Raw genomic sequence first — 22,921 nt, 5'->3', positions numbered from 1 at the left:
GGGTCGCGAGAGACCACGCGCGCGCTGAGGCGACGCGTGGCCCGCGGTTTTTCGGGCGAGGGTTGGTTCCTCACCCCGCTCAGTAGCCGGCGAACGCGTCGGTCGTGAGCGAGCGTCCCTTCTCGAGCGCGGGGGCGAGGTCGGCGATGAGGCGCGGCGGGCCGGAGATGTAGGCGTGGCGCGCGCCGATGTCGGGCACGACGGCGACGAGGCCGTCGGCATCCAGCCGCACCCCGCGCCCGGCCCACCGCCAGTGCGCGGGCAGGTCGCGCGGCTCGTCGCGGCTGAAGACGACGACGGGGATGCCGGCGGCCTCGAGGTCGTCGCGGAAGGCGAGCTCGGACGCCTCCGAGACGACGTAGACGAGCACGATGTCGCGCTCCTCACCGGTGGCCGCGAGGCTGCGCAGCTGCGACACGAACGGAGTCACCCCGATGCCCGCCGCGACGAGCAGGATGGGCGCCCCGGCACGCGTGGGCAGCAGGAAGTCGCCCCACACGCCCGTGACGGCCAGCACGCCTCCGGCCGGCACCTCGGCGAGCGCCCTCTTGTACGACGACTTCGAGCCCTCTTTGAAGGCGATGCGTACGGTCGGCAGATCCGTCGGCGCCGAGACGATCGAGAACTCGCGCCGCGTGCCCCGCGCGTCGGGACGACGGTGCGGCACCTCGAGCTCGAGGTACTGCCCCGGCCGGAAGGCGAACGGGCGCTTGGCTCGGAAGGTGAGCTCTCGCACGGTCGGCGTGATCTCGCGACGCCGCTCGAGCACGAGGCGCACGGCTGCGCGCCACGTGAACACGAACGCCAGCAGGTTGCCCAGGAGCAGCGCGAACTCCTGGCCGAGGGTGAACAGACCTACGTTGATCGGCCAGCCCGCGAGCACGCCCACGACCGCGGCGACCGTGTACTGCTGCCAGCGACGCGGCGGCATCGTGAGCGGCTCCGACAGCATGAACGCGCCGAGGAACAGGAACGGCGACGACAGCACGACCTGGCCCAGGATCGAGGGGGCGTCCACCGCGAGGCCGGCGGCGCTGTCCTGCGCCGCGGTCCGCAGGAACGCCACGCCCACCGCGATCACGACGAAGCCCGCGATCATCCGGAGCTTCTCGGTGCGCCACAGCACCGCGACGCCCAGCACGAGCACCGGCAGGGCGAGGGCGGGGGTCCCCACCCACCACGCCGACGCGCCGAGCGCGGGCACCGCGAGGCTGACGAGCGTGAGCACGGCCGCGCCGGTGGCGGCGGGGTTGAAGATGTGCCGGCCGCGCCACGCGAGCACGTATTTCGACGCGGATGCGGCGGCACCGGCGAGCGCGATGCCGGCGAGGTAGGTCGGCTCGGTGGTCGGGAACAGCACGAACAGCAGGATCGCCGCGGTGATGAGCGACGACTCGATGCGCACCGGCAGGCGCAGGATGCGCTGCGCGATCGCGTCGACGACGAGACACACGGCTGCGAGCACGGCCGCCGTCGCGAGCAGTTCGAGCGGCCGGGGGCCGACGAGGCCGAACAGCGACAGGACGAGCGCGACGATCGTGAGCGCACCCAGCGATGCGAGCACGAGCCGGTACATCGACAGCCGGCCGAGGACAGCGAGGCCGCGGGTCCACCCCGCGGTGAGAGCGCCGATCACGTGAAGAGTTCCGCCTTACTGCCCGGAGACCACTCGACGGCGCCGTCGGTGCGCATGCGCACCCACTCGACACCGACATCGGCGGCCAGGGCCGGGCCGCCGTCGAAGAACAGCGCCGTCGCGAGCGCGTCGGCGACCATCGCGGTGGGCGCGATCGCCCACGTCGCCGCATACGCGCGCACGGGCGTGCCGCTGCGCGCATCCAGCACGTGGTGCAGGCCGTCGCCCCACGCGCGGCGCGTGACCGCCGACGCGCACAGCGCCGCATCCGTCACCTCGACGATCCCGATCGCCGCCCCAGGACGGTACGGATGCTCCAGACCGACGCGCTCGGTGCGCCCCCGCACCGCCATGTCGCCGCTCGCGTCGACGACGACGTCGGTCACGCCGTGGCGCGCCAGCACCTCCAGCACGCGGTCGACGAGGCGACCCTTGCCGAGCGCGCCGACGTCGATCGTCGCGGGTTCGTGCAGCCGGAGCCGGCCCGCGTGCCACGTCAGAAGTTCGCGCCAGCGCCGCGGCGCGGACCGGGGCGAGCTCGGCGCGAGCGTGTACGCGGCGTCGTAGCCGAGTCGCGCGAGCGCCTCGCCCACGAGCGGGTTCACGGCGCCGTCGGTGGCGTCGTCCAGGCGCGCGTACAGCGACAGCATCGCCTCGGCGTCGGGCGGCGCGGGGGCGTCGCCGCCCGACGCCAGCGCGGCGACCGTCGAGTCCCCGCGGAAGCGCGACCACGCGCGGTCGAAGCCGTCGATCGCGGCCGCGACGTCGGCGCGAGCGGCCTCGGTGAACCCGTCGCGCGCTTCGACGCTCCACGTCGTGCCGATCGCGTCGAAGGTCCACGCCTCCCGCGCGAGCGCCGGCATCCGGTCAGGCCTTCGCCTCGGACTTGATCTTCTCGACCGCGTCGTTGAACCCACCGCTCGTGAGCGAGCTGCCGGCGACGCGGCTGACGTCGATCTCGTCGATGTCCTTGCCGACGACCTCGTCGCTGATGCCGCCGATGAAGCGGCCCTGGTACTGCTCGGACTGCGGCGCCTGCGGGTCGCCGGTCACCTCGACGGCGGTGATCTTGTCGTCGGCGAGCGTGATCGTGACCTCGATCTGCTCGGTGGTCTCGGGCGTGCGATAGGTGCCGTCGGCGGTGTAGGTGCCGTCCTTGTAGGCCGCCGCCGTGGACGAGCCGGAGTCCGACGAGCCGGAGCCGGTGGTCGCCGCGGGCTCGGCCTGCGCGTCGGTCGTGCCGGCGCATCCGGCGAGGGCCATCATGCCGGCGACGCCCACGAGGGCTGCTCCGACGCGGACGGGACGAGGTACGGCGGTGGTGCGGATCATGGGGGGTCCTCCTTCTGCAGCGCCCGGCCTCGGGCTCGTCACACGAGTGACACGAGAAGGCCAGCGTGCCGGTTCAGATTCTCGGAAGCCTGTGCGTCGCCTGTGAGACGGATCAGGCCTCGCCGCCGAACATGCTCGTGACCGAGCCGTCCTCGAAGACCTCGCGGATGGCGCGGGCCAGCAGCGGCGCGATCGGCAGGACCGTGAGACCCGCGAAGCGCCGCTCCGCCGGGATCGGGACGGTGTCGGTGACGACGACCTGGTCGATCGCGGCGTCCTGGAGACGCTGGGTGGCCGGGTCGCTGAAGATCGCGTGGGTGGCGGCGACGATGACCTTGCGCGCGCCGTTGGCCTTGAGCGCCTGCGCCGCCTTCTGGATCGTGCCGCCGGTGTCGATCATGTCGTCGACCAGCAGGCACGTGCGCCCGGCGACCTCGCCGACGATCTCGTGCACGGTGACCTGGTTGGCGACCTTCGGATCGCGACGCTTGTGGATGATCGCGAGCGGCGCGTCGAGGCTGTCGGACCACGTGTCGGCGACGCGCACGCGCCCCATGTCGGGCGAGACCACGGTGAGGGTGTCGCGATCCTCCTGGCTCAGATGGGCGCGGAAGTACTCCAGGAGCACCGGCTTGGCGAACAGGTGGTCGACCGGACCGTCGAAGAAGCCCTGGATCTGCGCCGCGTGGAGGTCGACGCTCATGACCCGGTCGGCGCCCGCGGTCATGAGCAGGTCGGTGACCAGGCGCGCGCTGATCGGCTCGCGACCGCGTCCCTTCTTGTCCTGCCGGGAGTAGGGGAAGTACGGCGCGACGACCGTGATGCGCTTGGCGGACGCGCGCTTGAGCGCGTCGAGCATGATGAGCAGCTCCATGAGCCACTCGTTGACGGGCGGGCCGAACGATTGCACGACGAATACGTCGCAGCCGCGGATCGACACCTCGAAGCGCGTGTAGATCTCGCCGGATGCGAAGGTGCGGTGCTCGGTGGGCGCCAGCTCGATGCCGAGCTGTGCGGCGACCTGCTGCGCGAGCTCGGGGTGGGAGCGGCCGGCCGCGACGACGAGCCGCTTCTTGGTCTTGGCGACCAGGCCCGGGGCGATGTCGTTGTCGCGGTCGAGGTCAACCGTCTTCTTCTTCGAGCCCATCGCCCGCTTCCTGTGCGGACCGGGCGCGTGCGGCGGCGGCGGCCGCGGAAGTGCCCGGTCGGTTCTTCTCCACCCACCCCTCGACGTTGCGCTGGGGGGCGACGCTCAGCGCGAGGGCTCCGGCGGGCACATCCTTGCGGATGACCGCACCGGCGCCGGTCTTCGCGCCGTCTCCGATCCTAACCGGCGCGACGAACACGTTGTGCGAGCCGGAGTGCACCTCGTCGCCGATCTCGGTGCGGTGCTTGGTGATGTCGTCGTAGTTGGCGGTGATGGCGCCCGCGCCGAGGTTCACGCCGCGTCCGATCGTGGTGTCGCCGATGTAGGAGAGGTGCGGCACCTTGCTGCCCTCGCCGATTCGGGAGTTCTTGATCTCGACGAAGGTGCCGACCTTGCCGCGCGCCCCCAGCTGCGCGCCCGCGCGGAGGTAGGCGAATGGGCCGACCGTCGCCCCGGCGCCAATGACGGCGAACGTCGCGTCGGCGCGGGTGACGGTCGCGTCCTCCCCCACCTCGCAGCCGACGAGGCTCGTATCGGGCCCGACGGTCGCGCCCGACGCGATGGTCGTGGCGCGCAGGATGTGCGTGTTGGGGAGCACCGTGACGTCGGGTGCGAGGGTCGCGTCGACGTCGATCCACGTCGTGGCGGGATCGAGGATCGTCGCGCCCTCGAGCTGCCAGCGGCGGACGGTGCGGGCGTTGAGCGTGCGCGCGGCCTCCGAGAGCTGCACGCGGTCGTTCACCCCGAGCGCCGCGGTCGCATCCGGGGCGGTCGAGACCGCGACCGTGTGCCGGGCGTCGCGCAGCAGTGCCACGACGTCGGTGAGGTACAGCTCGCCCTGCGCGTTCGCGGTGCCGACGAGCGCGAGGTGCTCGCGCAGCGGCGCCGCCTGGAAGACGTACACGCCGACGTTGATCTCGCGCACCGCCGCCTCCTCGGGCGCCGCATCCTTCTGCTCGACGATGCGGCGCACGCCGCCGTCCGCGTCGCGCAGGATGCGTCCGTACCCGGTGGGGTCGTCGACCTCGGCGCTGAGGAGGGTCGCCGCCGCACCCGCGGCGCGGTGGGCGTCCAGGAGCGCACGCAGGGTCTCGGCCTCCAGGAGCGGCACGTCGCCGCTGAGCACGAGCACGTCGCCGTCGAAGTCGCCGAGGTCCTCGAGCGCGACCTGCACCGCGCGGCCGGTGCCGGGCACGTCGTCCTGGTCGACGACGCGGACGTCGGGTGCGAGGTCCTGCACGGTCTGCACGACGAGATCGCGCTCGTGCCGCACGACCACCGCGATGCGCGCGGGCGAGAGCGCGGCGGCGGTGTCGAGGACGTGGCCGACGAGCGGGCGTCCCCCGAGCGGATGCAGCACCTTGGGCAGGCGCGAGCGCATCCGCGTGCCCTGACCGGCGGCGAGGACGATGACGGCGAGTTCAGCAGTGCTCATGCTCCGCCGCCAGGATTCGAACCTGAACCTCACAGCTCCAAAGGCTGTCGTGCTGCCGTTACACCACGGCGGACCGCGCCCGAGGCGCCGCTTCAGTCTGCCAGACACGCACCGGGCCGGCCGGTCGGGATAATGGACGCGTGACTGCGGCCAGCGACGAGGTGGACCGGATCGTCGACGCCTGGACGCGGCAGCGTCCCGACCTCGACTTCTCGCCGCTGGAAGTGCTCTCGCGCGTGGACCGGCTCTCGCGCCACCTCGACCGCGCGCGCAAGGAGGCGTTCCGCCGCAGCGAGCTGGAGCCGTGGGAGTGGGACGTCCTCTCGGCGCTGCGCCGCGCCGGCGAGCCCTTCCAGCTGAGCCCCAAGCAGCTGCTGCAGCAGACGCTCGTCTCCAGCGGCACCATGACCAACCGCATCGACCGTCTCGTGGGGCGCCGGCTCGTGCGCCGCGAGGCCGACCCCGGCGACGGCCGCAGCGTCCTGGTGACCCTCACGGCCGACGGCCGCACGCGAGTGGACGCCGCGATCACGCGACTCGTCGACGCCGAGGCGATCCTCCTCGACACCCTCTCGCGCGGCGATCGCGACCGGCTGGCCGGGCTCCTACGCAAGCTCAGCATCGGATTCGACCGATGAGCGACCGCCGCGACCCCGCCGCCGCGCCGCGCCTGCGCGGCGTCACGCGCTGGCTCGACACGCGGTTTCGCAGCCCGGCCGCGATCTACGGCCTCATCGTCTTCGCGGCGTTCCTGAGCGTCGACAGCGACGACGCGCACGACGTGTGGGAGCTGCTGCGCACCGCGCTGCTGTCGCTGCTCATCTTCTTCCTCGCGCACGTGTTCGCCCATACCCTCACCGACCACGGCGAGCGGGGTCTCGCGCGCGCGACCGGAGACGCCGTGCAGCACGCGGCGGGCATGCTGTACGCGGCCCTGCCCGCATCCGTCGTGCTCGTCCTCGCAGCGCTGCAGGAGTGGTCGGTCGACGACGCCTACGGCGCGGCGATGTGGGTGACCGTCGCGGTGCTCGCGGTGCTCGGCTACGTCGCCTACTGGCGGCGCGGCGCCCACGTGCTCGTGCGGCTCCTCGGCTCGGCGGGAACCGCCGCGCTCGGTGTCCTCATCATCATGCTGGAGTACGCCATCCACTGAAGCGGGTCAGCCGATGAGCTCGCCCAGCTCGTACCAGCGCAGCTCGAGCTCGTCGCGCTCGGCCTCGAGCTCGCCGATCCGCCGCATCTCCTCGCCGAGCCCGACGTAGTCGGACTGGTCGTGGTCGGCCAGCGCCGTGCGCGCGGCGGCGATGTCGGCCTCCAGGCGCTGGATCCGGCGCTCGAGGGCGCCCACCTCCTTCTGCGCGGCCCGCAGCTCCGCGCCGCTGAGGCCCGCTTCGGGGGCCGGGGCGGATGCGGCAGCAGCGGTCGTGCGCGCGGTCGGCGCCGCATCCTCCTGCAGCCGGCGGAGCCGCACGTACTCGTCGACGCCGCCGGGGAGGTGGCGCAGCCGCCGGTCGAGGATCGCGAACTGCTGGTCGGTGACGCGCTCGAGGAAGTACCGGTCGTGACTGACGACCAGGAGGGTGCCCGGCCACGAATCGAGCAGATCCTCCATCGCGGCGAGCATGTCGGTGTCGAGGTCGTTCGTCGGCTCGTCGAGGATGAGGACGTTCGGCTGGTCGAGGAGGATCAGCAGGAGCTGCAGGCGCCGCTTCTGGCCGCCGGACAGGTCCTTGACCGGAGTCGACAGCTGCGCGCTGGCGAACCCGAGGCGCTCGAGCAGCTGCCCGGGTGTCAGCTCCTGCGTCTTCGAGCCGGCGCCGAACGTGTAGCTCGTGCGCAGACGGGACACCACGACACGGACCGGCTCGTCGAGGTGCTCCTCGAGTTCGTCGAGACGCTGCGTGAGGGTCGCCACGCGCACGGTCTTGCCGTGCGTGACCCGCCCGCTCGTCGGCGCGACGGAGCCGTCGACGAGACCGAGGAGCGTCGACTTTCCCGCGCCGTTCACCCCGAGGATGCCGGTGCGCTCGCCCGGCGCGATCCGCCACTCCACGTCCTGCAGCACGACGCGCTCGTCGAAGGCGACGGAGACGTCGAGGAGGTCGACGACGTCCTTGCCGAGCCGCGAGACGGCGAGGGACTGCAGGGCGACGCGGTCGCGGATCTCGGGCACGTCTGCGATGAGGGCGTTGGCGGCGTCGATGCGGAACTTCGGCTTCGACGTGCGGGCGGGCGCGCCGCGCCGCAGCCACGCGAGCTCCTTGCGCGCGAGGTTCTGGCGCCGCGCCTCGACGGCCACCGCCTGCCGGTCGCGCTCGACGCGCTGCAGGATGTAGGCCGCATAGCCGCCCTCGAACGGCTCCACGATGCGGTCGTGCACCTCCCACGTGACGGTGCACACCTCGTCCAGGAACCATCGGTCGTGCGTGACGACCAGGAGCGCTCCGGCGTTGGCGGCCCAGCGCCGCTTGACGTGCTCCGCGAGCCACGTGATCGCCTCGACGTCGAGGTGGTTGGTCGGCTCGTCGAGGAACAGCACGTCCCAGTCGCCGGTGAGGAGCCGGGCGAGCGCGACGCGGCGGCGCTGACCGCCGGAGAGCGTGCCCAGCGCGGCCTCCCACGGCAGGTCGGCGAGGAGCCCCGCGATGACGTCGCGGACGCGGGCATCGCCCGCCCATTCGTGCTCGGGCCGGTCGCCGACGACGGCATGGCCGACGGTCTCGTCATCGGCGAGCGTGTCGGCCTGGTCGAGCACGCCGATCGTCACGCCGCCGCGCACGGTCACGCGGCCCGAATCCGGCTCCTGGCGCCCCGCCAGCATCGCCAGCAGGCTCGACTTGCCGTCGCCGTTGCGGCCGACGATGCCGATGCGGTCGCCCTCGTCGACGCCGAGCGTGACGGAGTCGAAGACGACGGTGGTCGGGTATTCCAGATGCAGGGCCTCGGCCCCGAGAAGATGCGCCATGTCCTCTCCAGCCTAGGCAGGCCGGCCGGTCGCCGCGGCCATGTCGAGGCGGCAGCCGCCGGATGCGGCACGGGCGGACCTCGATCGCTCGGAGCCCGCCCGTCGCCGGAAGCGGCCGGATCAGACCAGGCCGTTCTCCTTCAGCCACGCCTTCGCGATCTCCTCGGCCGACTTCTGGTCGACCGTGTTCTGCACGTTGAGGGACACGAGGCCCTCCGGCGTGAGCTTCGCGCTCACCGAGTTGATGATGTCGGCGACATCAGCCGCAATCGCCTCGTTGACGACCGGCACGACGTTCGACGCCAGGAACAGGCCCTTGGGGTCTTCCAGTACGACGAGGTCGTCGGTCTCGATCCGCGGGTCGGACGTGTACACGTTCGCGACGTTCACGGTGCCGGCGACGAGGTCTTCGACCGTCGTGTCGCCCGTCGCCGAGAAGTTCACGTCGACGCCGTAGGTGCTCTTCAGGCCGGTGGGGCCGTAGGGGCGCTCGGCCAGCTCGGCGTTGCCGCCGAGGGTCAGCGGCACGTCGACCTTGGCGAGGTCGGCGATCGTGGTGAGGCCGTACTGGTCGGCGAACGCCTTCGTCACGGTGTACGAGTCCTGGTCGGTGGCCGAGGACTGGTCGAGCACCTCGAGTCCGTCCGGGAGCGCCTCCTGCAGTGCCGCGTACACGTCGTCGGACGTGCGCGCCTCGGTGTCGGGCTCGAAGTACTGCAGCAGGTTGCCGGTGTACTCGGGGAACAGCGTCACCGATCCGTCCTCGAGCAGCGGGATGTAGGCGTCGCGCTGACCGATGTTGAACTGGCGCTCGACCTCCATGCCGGCGCCTTCGAGCGCCTGCGCGTAGATCTCGGCGATGATCTCGTTCGACGGATACGCCTGCGAGCCGATGACGATCTGCTTCGCGTCGGGCGTGCTTCCGTCGCCGCCGCCGGCGTTGTCGTCGAGCGGGTTGCTCGACGCGCAGCCGGCGAGGGCGACGGCAGCGGCGGCGAGGCCGGCCGCGGCGACGAGGCCGTGGCGTGCTCGTGCTGTGAACATGTGCTTCCTCTTTCTGGGTGGGGACGTGGGGTCAGGCGGGGTCGGGTTCCGTGGCGGTGGCGACGGTCGCGCGCACGCGGCGGCCCGCGGCGCGGGGGGCGCCGCGCGGTGCCATGCCGACCTTGACGCCGCGCGGGACGACGGCGTGCTGCACGATCGCGAAGATGCCGTCGAGGACCAGGGCGAGCAGGGCGACCAGCAGCGCTCCGCCGATGATCACCTCGAGCTGGCGCAGGGCGAGGCCCGTGATGATGTACTGCCCGAGGCCCCCGAGCCCGATGTAGGCGGCGATCGTGACGGTGGCGACGACCTGGAGCGTCGCCGCGCGGATGCCGCCGACCAGCAGCGGCAGCCCGAGGGGCACCTCGATCCGCCACAGGACCTGCCACTCCGTCATGCCCATCGCGCGCCCGGCGTCGATGACGCGCCGGTCGATCGCCTCGAAGCCGGTGTACGCGCCGGCCAGGAGCGAGGGGATCGCGAGGATGACGAACGTGATGACCGCGGCCTGCGGCTTCAGCAGCACGCCCAGGAGCAGGACGAGCAGGATCAGCAGACCGAACGACGGGATCGCGCGCGCGGCACCGGAGATCGACACCGCGATCTCGCGTCCGCGCCCGGTGTGGCCGATGTACCAGCCGATCGGGACCGCGATGACGGCGGCGACGAGCACGGAGACGCCGGTGTAGGCGAGCTGCTGGAGGAGCGCGACCCCGATGGGCGCCGAGGCCGAGCCGCCCCCGAGGATCCACGCGATCGCGTCGGCGAACAGGTTCATGCGTCCGCTCCGATCGGCGCGGGACGCGGACGCGCGGCGCGATCCGGCAGCGCGCGCCGCGTCCACGGCATGACGGCACGGCCGAGGAGCACGAGCAGGAGATCCACGACGATCGCGAGGACCACGACCGCGACGACGCCCGCGAGCACCTCGGGGATGATGCGGCGCTGGAGCCCGTTCGTGAACAGGTAGCCGAGGTTCGTGATGCCGACGAGGATGCCGACGGTCGCGAGCGCGATCGTGCTCGCGACCGTGACGCGCAGGCCCGCCAGGATGACCGGACCGGCCAGGGGCAGCTCGACCGCCCAGAACCGCCGGAAGGAGCCGTAGCCCAGCGCGGTCGAGGCCTGCCGCACGCCGTCGTCGACCGAGTCGAGCCCGTCGGCGACCGAGCGCACGAGGATCGCGATGGCGTAGATGGTCAGCGCGACGATGAGGTTCGCCGGGCTGATGATCGAGTACCAGCCGGTGGCCGACGGCAGCAGGATCAGCATCGCGAGCGAGGGGATCGTGTACAGCAGCCCCGTGATCGTGATGACGCCGCTGCGCACGAGCTGGTAGCGCCACGCCACCCAGCCGAGCGGGATCGACAGCACGAACCCGATCACGACGGCCAGCACGCTCTGCTGCAGGTGCACGAGCGTGAGCTCCCCGATCACGTCGAGGTTGTCGGCGATCCAGTTCACGTCGCCGTGTCCTCCACGAGCGCTCCCTGCGGCCGGCCGTCGCCGTCCACGACGACGGTGCGCGCCCCGGTGCGCTTCAGGTGGAGCGCGCGCTTGCCGCGGTCGGCCCCGACGAAGCTGGCCACGAAGTCGTCGGCGGGGTCGGCGAGGATCTCCTCGGGCGTCCCCACCTGCGCTTTGTGCGCGCCCCTCTGCAGGATCACGACCTGGTCGCCCAGGAGGAAGGCCTCGTCGATGTCGTGCGTGACGAACACGATCGTCTTGCCGATCTCGCGCTGCAGGCGCAGCAGCTCCTCCTGGAGCTCGGCGCGCACGATCGGGTCGACCGCGCCGAACGGCTCGTCCATCAGCAGGATGTTGGGGTCGGCCGCGAGACCGCGGGCCACGCCCACGCGCTGCTGCTGACCGCCCGAGAGCTGGCTCGGATACCGGTCGGCCATCGCGCGGTCCAGGCCCACGGTGTCCATGAGCTCGAGCGCCCGTGCGCGGGCGTCCTTGCGCTTGGCGCCCTCGAGGACGGGCACGGTTGCGATGTTGTCGGCGACGGTGAAGTGCGGCAGGAGCCCGGAGTTCTGCATGACGTAGCCGATGCTCCGGCGAAGCTCGACCGGTCGGCGCTGCGCGATGTCCTCGTCGTCGATCGCGATCGTGCCGGAGGTCGGATCGACCATGCGGTTGATCATGCGCAGCAGGGTGGTCTTGCCGCATCCGGACGAGCCGACGAGCACCGTCGTCTTGCGCGAGGGGATGACGAGACTGAAGTCGTCGACCGCGCGCGTGGAGTCGGGGAAGACCTTCGAGACGTTGCGGAACTCGATCATGGGCGGGTCCGTCGACTCAGTCGACGACCTCGACTTCCTTCCAGAAGGCGACGTAGCCGGAGAAGTCCTTCCCGACGCGCTCGATGGCGGTCGGATAGGGCTCCGGGTAGGCCCACGCGCGGTCGGGCAGCTCCTGGCCGCCGACGGTGACGGTGTAGTACTGGCACACGCCCTTCCACGGGCACGTGTACGGCGTGGGGCTGTCGGTCAGCACGCCCTCGCGCACGCTCTGCGGCGGGAAGTACCAGTTCCCCTCGATCGAGATGAGATCGGCCTTGTCGGCCTCGGCGATGACCTCGCCGGCCACGATTGCCTTCATGATTCCTCCGGTTCCGGGGCGGCCCGCGCGCAGCGGATCACAGGCCACAGGGGGTTGACACGCTACCCGAGCGGTCGGACACGAGCGGGTGCCACGTCACAACTTGTCATCGTCCGACGCCGCGTGTACATTCCCGCGCGCTCACACCACGCGGGCCCCGGGCACGGGTCCGTGCACGTGGATCGCCCGAAGCCCCGCCGCGCTGAGGCTCACCTGCACGTCGATCGCGGCCGCCTCGTCGGCGGCCAGGAAGGCGAGCGTAGGCCCCGAGCCCGACACGATGCCCGCGAGAGCGCCCGCGCGCTCCCCCGTCTCGAGGACGCCGGCGAGGTCGGGGCGCAAGCGGAGCGCGGGCGCCTGAAGGTCGTTGCGCACGGCGGCTGCGAGCATGCCGGCGTCGCCCTGCCGCAGCGCGTGCAGCACGTCGGCGTCCACGGCGGGCCGGCGCGAGATCGGCGCGATGTCGCCCGAGTGCCGTTCGCGGTGCTCGTCGAGCGCCCGGTAGACGACGGGCGTCGACATGCCCTCGCCGTGCGGCACGAGCACCCAGTCGAAGCGCCCGCGCGCGAGGGCGGGGCTCAGCTCGTCGCCGCGGCCGGTGCCCACCGCCGTGCCGCCCTGGAGGGAGAAGGGCACGTCCGCGCCGAGGAGCGCGGCCAGGCGCAGGAGCTCCGTCGTCGACAGGCCGGTGCCCCACAGCGCGTCGCACGCGACCAGTGCTGCCGCCGCATCCGCCGATCCGCCGCCCATGCCGCCGGCCACGGGCACCGACTTGCGGATGTCGAGCCGCACGCCGTCGGTGACGCCGGTCGTGCGCTGCAGCAGCCGGACGGCGCGGACGGCGAGGTTCCGCTCGTCGGTGGGCACGTCGCCGAGAGGCACGTCGCCCTCGACGCGCAGGGTCACGTCGTCGGCCGGGGTCGCCCACACGTCCTCGTAGAGCGACACCGCCTGATACGCGGTCGCCACCTCGTGGTAGCCGTCCTCCTGCACATCGCCGACTTCGAGGAAGACGTTGATCTTCCCGGGAGCGCGGACGCGGACGCCGTCGGAGGAGGCGGCGAGGCTCACGAGCCCCCGTCCGCCCAGCGCTTCAGGTCGATGTTCTCGGCGAGGGCGTCGATCCGTTCGAGCTCCTCAACGTCGAACGCCGGACCGGTCACGGCGGCGAGGTTGTCGTCGAGCTGCTCGATGCGCGATGCGCCGATGAGGGCTGACGCGACGGTCGGCTCGCGCAGCACCCACTGGATCGCCATCTGGGCGAGGGTCTGCCCGCGCTCCTTCGCGATGATGTTGAGGCTGCGCAGCGCCGAGATCGCGGTGTGCGGCAGCGGGTTCTCCGGCAGCGACGAGCGCTTCTGCGCGCGCTGCGCCCGGCCGTCGCCGAGGTACTTGTCGGTGAGCACACCCTGCGCGAGCGGGACGAACGCGATCGCGCCCATGCCCTCCTGCGCGAGCACGCCGGTCAGGCCGTCCTCGATCCAGCGGTCGACGATCGAGTAGGACGGCTGATGGATGACCAGCGGCGTGCCGAGCGAGCGCGCGACGGCCGCGGCGACCGCCGTCTGCTTCTCGTCGTACTGCGAGATGCCGACGTACAGCGCCTTGCCCTGCCGGACGAGCGTGTCCAGCGCGCCGATGGTCTCCTCGACCGGGGTCTCGGGGTCGGGGCGGTGCGAGTAGAAGATGTCGACGTAGTCCAGGCCCAGCCGGCGCAGCGACTGCTCGGCGCTCGCGAGGATGTACTTGCGCGAGCCGAGATCGCCGTAGGGGCCCGGCCACATGTCCCAGCCGGCCTTGGACGAGACGATGAGCTCGTCGCGGTAGGGCGCGAAGTCCTCGCGCAGCATGCGGCCGAAGTTCGTCTCGGCCGAGCCGTAGGGCGGTCCGTAGTTGTTGGCGAGGTCGAAGTGCGTCACGCCCCGGTCGAACGCGTGCCGCAGGAGCTCGCGCTGGCGATCGAAGGGGATGTTGTCCCCGAAGTTCCACCAGAGCCCGAGCGACACGGCGGGCAGATACAATCCACTCGTACCCACTTGCCGGTAGTCCATCGCGTCATAGCGATCCCCGGCAGCGGCGTACGGGCGATGGATGTCTTTCACGTCCGGGCGGAAACGCGGTCGGTCGGTCACTCTCCGACCCTAGCGCTCAGCCGTCCCGTGCGAACTCCCCTCGGCGAAATGCCCTCGTAACGGGGAGTCCGTACGGTGAGGCGAGCGCGACCTGCGCCGCCCCCGAACCCGGCTGCGGCCGACAACAGGAAGGAGAACGCAGTGCGTCGTATCGTTCCCCTCCCCGCCGAGTCCGACCCGTGGCGGGCACTGCTCGCGCGCGAGGACGTCCGGCTGCTCGACGGTGTCCTCCATCTCGTCAGCGACGAGGTGTCGCCCGCCGAGGCGCTCGCAGCCGATCTCATCGACATCGCCGCGGCGCTCGAGGCGGCCGACGTCGAGGTGCTGCTCGTGCGCGACGGAAACCGCCGCCCCAAGCTCGTCGTCGACGCCGATCGCGCCCCGGCGGCCCTCGCCGCCCTGACGGCCGCGCGTCCGGGCGACCCGTTCTACGTCAAGGCGCGCGGTGAGGACCCCGTGCCCGCGCACAGTGCGGATGCGGCGGCCGGCGCGCTCGCGTCGTACGCGGTGTACCGTCCCCGCACGAGCGGCAACGGCGCGTACCGCTACGGCGCGTCTCTCGCGCCGCGTCTGGAGTTCTGGCGCTTCGGCGCGACGCTCGTCGAAGCGCCGCGCCCCACCGCGCTCACGCGACGCGTCATGGCCGTCGAGGACGTGACGTACGTCGAGGTCGAGAGGCACGGGCGCCGCTGGCGGACCATCGCGGGGATGTTCGACCCGCACCCCAACGAGGTCGTCGACGAGATCGACATGGTCTTCTCGTGGGTGGACGGCTCCTCGAGCGAGTTCCAGCGGCAGCGGGCCGCGCGGATGCAGGGCTACGTCGTCGGCGACGGCGACGACTCCCCCGCCCGCTACCGGCAGATCGACGAGCTGCGCTACGCGCTGCGCAGCGTCCACATGTACGCGCCGTGGGTGCGCCGCATCTTCATCGCGACCGACTCGCCGCGCCCCGCGTGGCTCGCCGACCACCCGAAGGTGACCATCGTCCGAAGCGAGGAGTTCTTCGCCGACCCCGCGGTGCTCCCGACGCACAACTCCCACGCGGTCGAGGCGCAGCTGCACCGCATCCCCGGCCTGGCCGAGCACTTCCTCTACAGCAACGACGACATGTTCTTCGGGCGCCCCGTCTCCCCCGAGCTGTTCTTCTCCGGCGGCGGTGTGAGCCGCTTCGTCGAGAGCGGCATCCGCATCGGGTCGGGACCGGCCCACGCCGGGCGCTCGGGGCATGACAACGGACTGCGCGTGAACCGCGCGCTGCTGCAGGAGCGCTTCGGGCGCGTCATCACGCACGACCTCGAGCACTGCGCCGCTCCCATGCGGCGCTCGATCGCGGCCGAGCTCGAGCGCGAGTTCGCCGACGACTACGCGCGCACGGCCGCGAGCCGCTTCCGCTCGGCGACGGACATCTCGGTGACCAACAGCCTGTACCACTACTACGCGCTGCTCACCGGCCGCGCGGTGGTCACGCGCGAGCCGCGCGTGCAGTACGTGCAGACCACGCAGCTGGAGTCGCTGCGCATCATGGAGCGCCTCGTCACCCGCCGCGACACCGACATGTTCTGCCTCAACGACGGCAGCGTGCCGGAGATGCCGGAGGAGATGCGCGTGCGGGCGCTGCGCTCGTGCCTGGAACGCGCGTTCCCGATCCGGGCGCCGTGGGAGCGCGCCGAGCTCAGTGCAGGATCGGAAGCGGAGCCGTCGGCGGCGATGTCCGCCCGCTGACCCGGCTCGTCGCGGGCACCTGGATGCCCGCGTCGCGCAGGCGCTGCGTGGACTCGGCCGCGTCGACGTACTGCAGCGCCGGCGCCGCGTCCAGCGGCACGACGGAATGGACGATCGTCTCGTCGTAGACGTGCATGAGGTTGAAGCCCTGCGCGCCGTCGCGCGGCCGCGTGCCGCCCACGGGGACCGTCAGGTCCTGCGTGTAGCACGTGGCCGAGGCGACCGACACCGGGATGCCGGCGAACGTCGCGAACGTCGAGTAGTGCAGGTGCCCGCCGATGATCGCGCGCACGTCGGTGCCCCGCAGGACCGTCGCGAGGCGATGCTGATCGCGCAGCTCGACGGTCGCGGCGAGGGCCAGCACGCTCGGAACCGGCGGGTGGTGCAGCGCGAGGATCGTGCCGAGCGGCGCGGGCGTGCGCAGCAGATCGGCGAGCCAGCGCAGCTGCGCGTCGGAGACCTCGCCGTGGTGGAATCCGGGCACCGTCGTGTCGAGCGTGACGATCCGCAGGCCGTCGAGCTCGTCGACGCGGTGGACCGGCGCGCGGCCCGTCGCCTCGTCGCCCGCGAGCAGCCCGGCACGGAAGGCGGCGCGGTCGTCGTGGTTGCCCATGACCCAGATCACGCGCGCGTCGAGGCGCTCGGCGAGCGGCTCGACGAGGGCGCGCACGCGCCCGTAGGCGTCGGGCTCGCCGTGGTCGGCCAGGTCGCCCGTGAACACGAGGGCGTCGGGTCGCACACCCGAGTCCTCGATCGCCCGCAGCGCACGCGCGAGGTGGGCGTCGGCGTCGACGGAGTCGTAGAGCCGACCGCCGGCGGCGAGCAGGTGGGTGTCGCTGAGATGGAGCAGAACGCGTTCGGCGCTCGGGTACTCGGCGTACCGCATGATCCCCCTTCGGGCCGCCCCGCGGGATGGGGCGGTGAGCCTTCCAGTTTTCCGGCTGGAGGCAAATGTTACGGGGATGTTTCGTGAACGGGGCGCAGACGCGCTATGAATCCGCCGGGTACGGATCCGCGCCCGACTCCGCCACGACCCGCGCGATGCGCTGGAAATCGTCGATCGAGAGCTCCTCGCCGCGCGCGGTCGGCGCGACGCCGGCGCGGTCGAGCACCTCGGATGCGGCGGCCGCGCTGCCCCCGAGGATCGCCGACAGCGCCTGCCGGAGCATCTTGCGCCGCTGCTGGAACGCGGCATCGACGATCGCGAAGGTGCGTCGGCGCTCGTCCTCGTCGCCGCGGGGCTGCGGATCGCGCGTGAACCCGACGAGCACCGAGTCGACGTTGGGGACAGGCCAGAACACCTGGCGCGACACGGTGCCCGCGAGTCGCCACGGGCCGTACCACGCGGCCTTCGCGCTCGGCGCGCCGTACACCTTCGAGCCGGGCGGCGCGGCCAGCCGCTCCCCCACCTCGGCCTGCACCATCACCACGCCGCGGCGCAGGTGCGGGAAGGTCTCGAGGAAGTGCAGCAGCACCGGCACCGAGACGTTGTAGGGCAGGTTCGCCACGAGCACGTCGGGATCGCCGGGGAGCTCGGCCACCCGCAGCGCGTCGGCGGCGACCACGGTGAGCGCGCCGTCGGGCACGCCCCGGTCGCGGGCGGTGGTGGGCAGGCGCGCCGCGAGCCGATGGTCGATCTCGACCGCCACGACGTGCGCTCCCGTCTCGAGCACGGCGAGCGTGAGCGACCCGAGGCCGGGCCCGACCTCGACCACGCGGTCATCCGGGGTGACACCCGCGACCGCGACGATCTTGCGCACCGTGTTGGCGTCGACGACGAAGTTCTGCCCGAGCTTCTTGGTGGGCACGACGTCGAGATCGGCGGCGAGGCGTCGGATGTCGGCGGCGCCGAGGAGGGACACGGGCATCCCTTCACTGTAGCCAGACGCGCGGGCAAGCCCGGCTCCCGCGGACAGGACCCGGAGTACCGTTTCGAGCATGAGCACAACCGGAACCATTCCGGCGGACGCCTTCTCGCTGCGCAGCCCCTTCGGCCGCCGCGCGATCGGCCTGTCCGTCGCCGCCGCGGTGGGCGGCTTCCTCTTCGGCTTCGACTCGTCGGTCATCAACGGCGCCGTCGACTCGATCTCGGGCAACTTCGAGCTCAACAGCGTGCTGACCGGATTCGTGGTCGCCGTCGCGCTGCTCGGCTGCGCCGTGGGGGCGATCATTGCCGGCGGCCTGTCGGACCGGTGGGGGCGTCTGAAGACGATGATGCTCGGATCGGTGATGTTCCTGGTGTCCTCGATCGGATCGGGGCTCACCTTCAGCGTTCCCGACCTCATCGTGTGGCGCGTGATCGGCGGCATCGGCATCGGCATCGCGTCGGTCGTCGCTCCGGCCTACATCGCCGAGATCGCACCGCGGCAGATCCGCGGCAGCCTCGCGTCGCTGCAGCAGCTCGCGATCACGCTCGGCATCTTCGCCGCGCTGCTGTCCGACGCCCTCCTCGCGGGCGTCGCCGGCGGCGCGTCGGAGCAGCTGTGGTGGGGCATGGAGGCGTGGCGCTGGATGTTCCTCGTGGGCGTCATCCCCGCCGCCGTGTACGGCCTGCTCGCCTTCGTGATGCCCGAGTCGCCGCGCTACCTGCTCGCCAAGGGCCGCAACGACGAGGCGCGCGAGATCTTCGCGCGCCTCGTGCCCGAGGCGGACCTCGACAAGTCGGTCAACGAGATCCGCACCGCGATCGAGGAGGACCGCAAGAACAAGGGCGCGTCGCTGCGCGGCCCGGTCCTCGGCCTCCAGGGCATCGTGTGGGTCGGCATCATCCTGTCGACGTTCCAGCAGTTCGTCGGCATCAACGTGATCTTCTACTACTCCACGACCCTCTGGAAGGCCGTCGGGTTCGACGAGAGCAACTCGCTGCTGATCTCGGTGATCACGAGCGTCACGAACGTCGTCGTGACCCTCATCGCGATCTGGCTCGTCGATCGCGTCGGCCGCAAGCCGATCCTGCTCACCGGCTCCGTGCTCATGACGCTGTCGCTGGCCACGATGGCGCTCGCGTTCGCGTTCGCGGAGAACGTGGACGGCGAGCCGACGCTGCCCGGGGCGTGGGGTCCGATCGCGCTCATCGCGGCGAACCTCTTCGTCGTCGGCTTCGGCGCGTCGTGGGGGCCGCTCGTCTGGGTGCTCCTCGGCGAGATCTTCCCGAGCCGCATCCGTGGCAAGGCGCTCGGCGTCGCCGCCGCCGCCCAGTGGGTCGCGAACTTCCTCATCACGGTGTCGTTCCCGGCGATGTCGGCCTGGTCGCTGCCGCTCACGTACGGCATGTACGCGCTGTTCGCCGCGCTGTCGTTCGCGTACGTCGCGTGGCGCGTGCCGGAGACCAAGGGCATGGAGCTCGAGCAGACCGAGACGCTGTTCGTCCGCAAGGCGAAGGAGCCTGCGCGCCGCTGACCGGCGCGGCGCGCGTCAGTCGAACGAGCCGTAGACCTCGAGCGTGTTGGCGGCGACCTGGGCGCACAGCTCGTCCAGGTCGGCGCCGAGCTCGGCGGCCAGGAAGCGCATCGTCACCGGCACGAGGTAGGGCGCGTTCGGTCGACCGCGGAAGGGCGTCGGCGTGAGGAACGGCGCATCCGTCTCGACGAGGATCCGCTCGCGCGGCGTCACCGCCAGGGCGTCGCGGAGGTTCTGCGCGTTCTTGAAGGTCACGTTGCCGGCGAAGGAGAGGTAGTAGCCGCGGTCGGCGGCGATCCGCGCCATCTCCTCGTCGCCCGAGAAGCAGTGGAACACGGTGCGCTCGGGCGCCCCGACCCGCTCGAGCGTGGCGAGCACGTCGTCGTGGGCGTCGCGGTCGTGGATCTGCATCGCGATGCCGTGCTTCTTCGCGAGCGCGATGTGCGCCTCGAACGACGCGAACTGCGCGGGACGCCCGTCGTCGTCGGTGCGGAAGAAGTCGAGCCCGGTCTCGCCGATCGCCCGCACGCGCGGCTCGGCGGCGAGCACGTCGATCACGGCGAGGGCGTCGTCGAGCCCGCCGGCCGCAGCGTAGGCCGGCGCCTCGTTCGGGTGGATCGCGACGGCGGCGAGGACCCGCGGATGCTGCGCCGCGGCCCACGCCGACCAGCGCGACGAGTCCACGTCCCCGCCGGCCTGCACGACGCCCGCGATTCCGACGGCGACGGCGCGCTCGAGCTGCTCGTCGAGCGAGAGCCCCCCGGTTCCTGAGCCTGCCGACCCTTCGACACCCTCAGGGACCGCGCCGTCGGCGATCTCGAGGTGGCAGTGGTTGTCGTACACCGGGACCGCGAGCGGCTCGGGCGCGGGCGGGTAGCTGATGTCGCGGCGGCCCTCCGCCGTCCGCTCGCGCACGTACTGGCTCGGGTCGCCGCCGTCGATCGTGCCGCGCGGGCGCTCGACGGGCTCGCTCACCGCTCGTCCCCCCGCGTCTTGCGGGATTCGGCGGCTGCACGAGCCCGTGAGACAGCCGATTCGCGCAACACGAGGGCGCTCACGCGTCCTGCTCGACGCGCGGGAACAGCGGCGACAGGCCGTTCACGGACGTGCCGGGGCGCAGCGCCCCCCACTCGCCGGCGCGACGCAGCGGCTGGTCCTGGAGGCGGCCGAGCGTCTCGGCCGCGCCGAGGGCGACCCACAGCTTCTCCGTCGCGACGGGCATGACCGGCGACAGCAGCACGGCGAGCGCACGCAGCCCCTCCGCGGCCGTGTACAGCACCGTGCCCAGGCGCGCGCGCTGCGCGTCATCCTTCGCGAGCGCCCACGGCTCGTTCTCCGTGATGTAGCCGTTCAGCGCCTCGACGATCGTCCAGACGTGCTTGATCGCCTCGTCGGGACGGAACCGCTCGATCGCCGCATCCGCCGTCGTCGCGGCGTCCGCGACGATCCGCTGGATGGCGAGGTCGGACTCGGCGTACTCCGCCGGCGGCGGCACGATGCCCTCGAAGTACCGGCCGATCATCGCGACCGCGCGCGAGGCCAGGTTGCCGAAGCCGTTGGCGAGCTCGGCCTGGTACCGAGCGGACAGGTCCTCCCACGAGAACGACCCGTCCTGCCCGAACGCGATCGCCGAGAGGAAGTAGAAGCGGTAGGCGTCGGAGCCGAAGATGTCGGTGATCTCGGTGGGCGCGATGCCGGTGAGCTTCGACTTCGACATCTTCTCGCCGCCCACGAGCAGCCACCCGTGCGCGAAGACGCCCCGCGGCACCTCGACGCCGGCGGCCATGAGCATCGCCGGCCAGATGACGGCGTGGAAGCGCAGGATGTCCTTGCCGACCACGTGGTACGCCGGCCAGCGCCGCGCGAACTCGTCGGGGTCGGTGCCGAACCCGACGGCGGTCGCGTAATTCAGCAGCGCGTCGACCCACACATAGATGACGTGGGTCTCATCCCACGGCACCTGGATGCCCCAGTCGAACGTCGAGCGCGAGATCGACAGGTCTTTCAGGCCGTTCTTCACGAACGACACCACCTCGTTGCGCGCCGAGTCCGGGCGCACGAAGTCGGGCACGTCGCGATAGAGCTCGAGGAGGCGGTCCTCGAATTCGCTCAGCTTGAAGAAGTAGTTCTTCTCCTGCAGCAGCTCCAGCGGCTTCGAATGGATCGCGCACACCTTCAGGCCCTCGAAGGGCCCGGTGCCGTCGACGATCTCCGCCTCGGTCTTGAACTCCTCACAGCCCACGCAGTACAGCGCCTCGAACTCGCCGGCGTAGATGTAGCCGCGGTCGTAGATGGCCTGCACGAACTGCTTCACGCGCTCCTCGTGCCGAGGCTGCGTCGTGCGGATGAAGTCGTCGTTGGCGACGTCGAGCGTCTTCAGCAGCGGGAACCACGACTCGCTGACGAGCTTGTCGACCCACTCCTGCGGTGTCGCGCCGTTCGCGGCGGCCGCGCGCATCATCTTCTGGCCGTGCTCGTCGGTGCCCGTGAGCATCCACGTGTCATCGCCCGCCTGGCGGTGCCAGCGCGCGAGCGTGTCCACGGCCACGGTGGTGTATCCGTGGCCGATGTGGGGCACGTCGCTCGGGTAGTAGATCGGCGTCGTGATGTAGAAGGATCGGCCGTCTGTCACCAGAGAATTCTACGGGGGCGGATGCGGCCCGCCGCCCGTGTGACGCCGCGTCAGCCGCGCTGCGACAGCGCCGCCTGGTACAGGGCGCGCGAGGAGTGACCGGTCTGCGCCGCGACCTCGGCGGCGGCGGCCTTCAGCCGCGCGCCGTCGGCGGTGAGCGAGACGACCTGCGCCGCTGCATCCGCGAACGGGACGGCGCGCCCCGCCGCGCCGTCCACGACGACGGCGATCTCGCCGCGCACGCCCTCGGCCGCCCAGTCGGCGAGCTCGCCGAGCGTGCCGCGCCGCACCTCCTCGTGCAGCTTCGTGAGCTCGCGGCACACCGCCGCCGGCCGCGCGGCGCCGAAGGCGTCGGCGAGGTCGGCGAGGGTCGCGGCGAGCCGCGTGGGCGATTCGAAGAACACGAGCGTGCGGGATTCGGCGGCGAGCGCGGCGAACGCCGCCCGCCGCTCGCCGGGCTTGCGCGGCGGGAACCCCTCGAACGCGAAGCGGTCGGTCGGCAGCCCCGACACGGCGAGCGCACTCAGCACGGCGCTCGGGCCGGGGAGCACCGTCACGGCGACGCCCGCACGCGCCGCCTCGGCGACCACGCCGTAGCCGGGGTCGCTGACGGTGGGCATGCCCGCGTCACTGAGGACGAGCACGTCGCGCTCGCGCGCGAGCTCGACGATCTCGGCCGCACGCTGCTTCTCGTTGTGGTCGTGCAGCGCGATCAGGCGCGGACGGTTCTCGACACCGAGGCCCGCGAGCAGGCGCTGCGTGGTGCGGGTGTCCTCCGCGGCGACGACCTCGACGCGCGCGAGGGTGTCGACGAGCCGCCGCGTGGCGTCCCCGAGGTTGCCGATCGGCGTCGCACCGAGGATGATCACC

The 22,921-nt window shown here is 72.0% G+C and carries 22 protein-coding genes and 1 tRNA gene; 4 read left to right on the top strand and 19 right to left on the bottom strand.

What is annotated here, in order from left to right:
- Positions 1 to 79 precede the first annotated feature (79 nt).
- The 6 genes from EI169_RS06285 to EI169_RS06260 form a co-directional block, all read right to left on the bottom strand.
- Positions 80 to 1,636, bottom strand: a complete 1,557-nt coding sequence (locus EI169_RS06285; protein WP_125131571.1) for a flavodoxin reductase — start codon at positions 1,634 to 1,636, stop codon at positions 80 to 82.
- Positions 1,633 to 2,499, bottom strand: a complete 867-nt coding sequence (locus EI169_RS06280) for an FAD:protein FMN transferase (RefSeq protein WP_125131570.1) — start codon at positions 2,497 to 2,499, stop codon at positions 1,633 to 1,635. Before EI169_RS06280 ends, EI169_RS06285 begins: the two co-directional genes overlap by 4 nt.
- A 4-nt stretch (positions 2,500 to 2,503) precedes the next feature.
- Positions 2,504 to 2,968 carry an FMN-binding protein gene (locus EI169_RS06275; RefSeq protein WP_125131569.1) on the bottom strand — a complete coding sequence of 155 codons (465 nt, stop codon included), beginning with the start codon at positions 2,966 to 2,968 and terminating at the stop codon, positions 2,504 to 2,506.
- A gap of 112 nt (positions 2,969 to 3,080) precedes the next feature.
- Positions 3,081 to 4,115, bottom strand: a complete 1,035-nt coding sequence (locus EI169_RS06270) for a ribose-phosphate diphosphokinase (RefSeq protein ID WP_125131568.1) — start codon at positions 4,113 to 4,115, stop codon at positions 3,081 to 3,083.
- Complete coding sequence (gene glmU, locus EI169_RS06265) at positions 4,090 to 5,550, bottom strand: bifunctional UDP-N-acetylglucosamine diphosphorylase/glucosamine-1-phosphate N-acetyltransferase GlmU (RefSeq protein ID WP_125131567.1); 1,461 nt, start codon at positions 5,548 to 5,550, stop codon at positions 4,090 to 4,092. Before glmU ends, EI169_RS06270 begins: the two co-directional genes overlap by 26 nt.
- 1 nt (position 5,551) lies before the next feature.
- Positions 5,552 to 5,623, bottom strand: a tRNA-Gln gene (locus EI169_RS06260).
- A 67-nt stretch (positions 5,624 to 5,690) separates the two neighbouring features.
- Here EI169_RS06260 and EI169_RS06255 point away from each other — a divergent pair.
- Together EI169_RS06255 and EI169_RS06250 are read left to right on the top strand one after the other, a co-directional pair.
- A complete protein-coding gene (locus tag EI169_RS06255; protein ID WP_125131566.1) occupies positions 5,691 to 6,188 on the top strand; it encodes a MarR family winged helix-turn-helix transcriptional regulator in 498 nt (165 codons plus the stop codon).
- On the top strand, positions 6,185 to 6,703 hold the full coding sequence (locus EI169_RS06250) for a hypothetical protein (RefSeq protein WP_125131565.1): 519 nt from the start codon (positions 6,185 to 6,187) through the stop codon (positions 6,701 to 6,703). The genes EI169_RS06255 and EI169_RS06250 overlap by 4 nt, the downstream gene beginning before the upstream one ends.
- Before the next feature lie 6 nt (positions 6,704 to 6,709).
- Here EI169_RS06250 and EI169_RS06245 read toward each other — a convergent pair whose 3' ends face one another.
- From EI169_RS06245 to EI169_RS06210, 8 genes are all read right to left on the bottom strand, one after another.
- Positions 6,710 to 8,515 carry an ABC-F family ATP-binding cassette domain-containing protein gene (locus EI169_RS06245; RefSeq protein WP_125131564.1) on the bottom strand — a complete coding sequence of 602 codons (1,806 nt, stop codon included), beginning with the start codon at positions 8,513 to 8,515 and terminating at the stop codon, positions 6,710 to 6,712.
- 120 nt (positions 8,516 to 8,635) lie between these two features.
- Positions 8,636 to 9,559 (bottom strand): ABC transporter substrate-binding protein, encoded by a 924-nt coding sequence (locus EI169_RS06240; RefSeq protein WP_125131563.1) that lies wholly within the window; start codon positions 9,557 to 9,559, stop codon positions 8,636 to 8,638.
- A gap of 31 nt (positions 9,560 to 9,590) precedes the next feature.
- A complete protein-coding gene (locus EI169_RS06235) occupies positions 9,591 to 10,337 on the bottom strand; it encodes an ABC transporter permease (protein WP_125131562.1) in 747 nt (248 codons plus the stop codon).
- Positions 10,334 to 11,023, bottom strand: coding sequence for an ABC transporter permease subunit (locus EI169_RS06230; protein WP_125131561.1), 690 nt, complete (start codon positions 11,021 to 11,023; stop codon positions 10,334 to 10,336). Before EI169_RS06230 ends, EI169_RS06235 begins: the two co-directional genes overlap by 4 nt.
- A complete protein-coding gene (locus EI169_RS06225; RefSeq protein ID WP_125131560.1) occupies positions 11,020 to 11,844 on the bottom strand; it encodes an ATP-binding cassette domain-containing protein in 825 nt (274 codons plus the stop codon). The genes EI169_RS06230 and EI169_RS06225 overlap by 4 nt, the downstream gene beginning before the upstream one ends.
- Before the next feature lie 16 nt (positions 11,845 to 11,860).
- Positions 11,861 to 12,163, bottom strand: a complete 303-nt coding sequence (locus tag EI169_RS06220) for a DUF427 domain-containing protein (RefSeq protein WP_125131559.1) — start codon at positions 12,161 to 12,163, stop codon at positions 11,861 to 11,863.
- A 141-nt stretch (positions 12,164 to 12,304) separates the two neighbouring features.
- Positions 12,305 to 13,234: a 4-(cytidine 5'-diphospho)-2-C-methyl-D-erythritol kinase gene (locus EI169_RS06215; RefSeq protein WP_125131558.1), complete on the bottom strand. Its 930-nt coding sequence runs from the start codon at positions 13,232 to 13,234 to the stop codon at positions 12,305 to 12,307.
- Positions 13,231 to 14,295 carry an aldo/keto reductase gene (locus EI169_RS06210; RefSeq protein WP_276312931.1) on the bottom strand — a complete coding sequence of 355 codons (1,065 nt, stop codon included), beginning with the start codon at positions 14,293 to 14,295 and terminating at the stop codon, positions 13,231 to 13,233. The genes EI169_RS06215 and EI169_RS06210 overlap by 4 nt, the downstream gene beginning before the upstream one ends.
- A 141-nt stretch (positions 14,296 to 14,436) precedes the next feature.
- Between EI169_RS06210 and EI169_RS06205 the strand changes: the two genes are divergently transcribed.
- Positions 14,437 to 16,020, top strand: coding sequence for a stealth family protein (locus EI169_RS06205; RefSeq protein ID WP_125131557.1), 1,584 nt, complete (start codon positions 14,437 to 14,439; stop codon positions 16,018 to 16,020).
- On the opposite strand, the gene EI169_RS06200 is transcribed toward EI169_RS06205, so the two are convergent.
- Positions 15,971 to 16,906: a phosphodiesterase gene (locus EI169_RS06200; protein ID WP_125131556.1), complete on the bottom strand. Its 936-nt coding sequence runs from the start codon at positions 16,904 to 16,906 to the stop codon at positions 15,971 to 15,973. The genes EI169_RS06205 and EI169_RS06200 overlap by 50 nt on opposite strands.
- Before the next feature lie 103 nt (positions 16,907 to 17,009).
- On the bottom strand, positions 17,010 to 17,888 hold the full coding sequence (gene rsmA / locus EI169_RS06195; protein ID WP_125131555.1) for a 16S rRNA (adenine(1518)-N(6)/adenine(1519)-N(6))-dimethyltransferase RsmA: 879 nt from the start codon (positions 17,886 to 17,888) through the stop codon (positions 17,010 to 17,012).
- Between the two features lie 70 nt (positions 17,889 to 17,958).
- Here rsmA and EI169_RS06190 point away from each other — a divergent pair, with 70 nt between their 5' ends.
- Positions 17,959 to 19,419, top strand: a complete 1,461-nt coding sequence (locus EI169_RS06190) for a sugar porter family MFS transporter (protein WP_125131554.1) — start codon at positions 17,959 to 17,961, stop codon at positions 19,417 to 19,419.
- Between the two features lie 15 nt (positions 19,420 to 19,434).
- Here the strand turns inward: EI169_RS06190 and EI169_RS06185 are convergent, their stop codons facing one another.
- The 3 genes from EI169_RS06185 to rsmI form a co-directional block, all read right to left on the bottom strand.
- Positions 19,435 to 20,394, bottom strand: coding sequence for a TatD family hydrolase (locus tag EI169_RS06185; protein WP_240640688.1), 960 nt, complete (start codon positions 20,392 to 20,394; stop codon positions 19,435 to 19,437).
- Between the two features lie 79 nt (positions 20,395 to 20,473).
- Positions 20,474 to 22,051 (bottom strand): methionine--tRNA ligase, encoded by a 1,578-nt coding sequence (gene metG / locus EI169_RS06180; protein ID WP_125131553.1) that lies wholly within the window; start codon positions 22,049 to 22,051, stop codon positions 20,474 to 20,476.
- A gap of 50 nt (positions 22,052 to 22,101) precedes the next feature.
- Positions 22,102 to 22,920 (bottom strand): 16S rRNA (cytidine(1402)-2'-O)-methyltransferase, encoded by an 819-nt coding sequence (rsmI, locus tag EI169_RS06175; RefSeq protein ID WP_125131552.1) that lies wholly within the window; start codon positions 22,918 to 22,920, stop codon positions 22,102 to 22,104.
- Between the last annotated feature and the right edge of the window lies 1 nt (position 22,921).

This window comes from Microbacterium sp. 10M-3C3 (genome assembly GCF_003931875.1).
GTDB lineage: Bacteria > Actinomycetota > Actinomycetes > Actinomycetales > Microbacteriaceae > Microbacterium.
The sequence above is the reverse complement of the archived record's forward strand: the minus strand, read 5'-3'. Positions and strand labels throughout refer to the sequence as shown.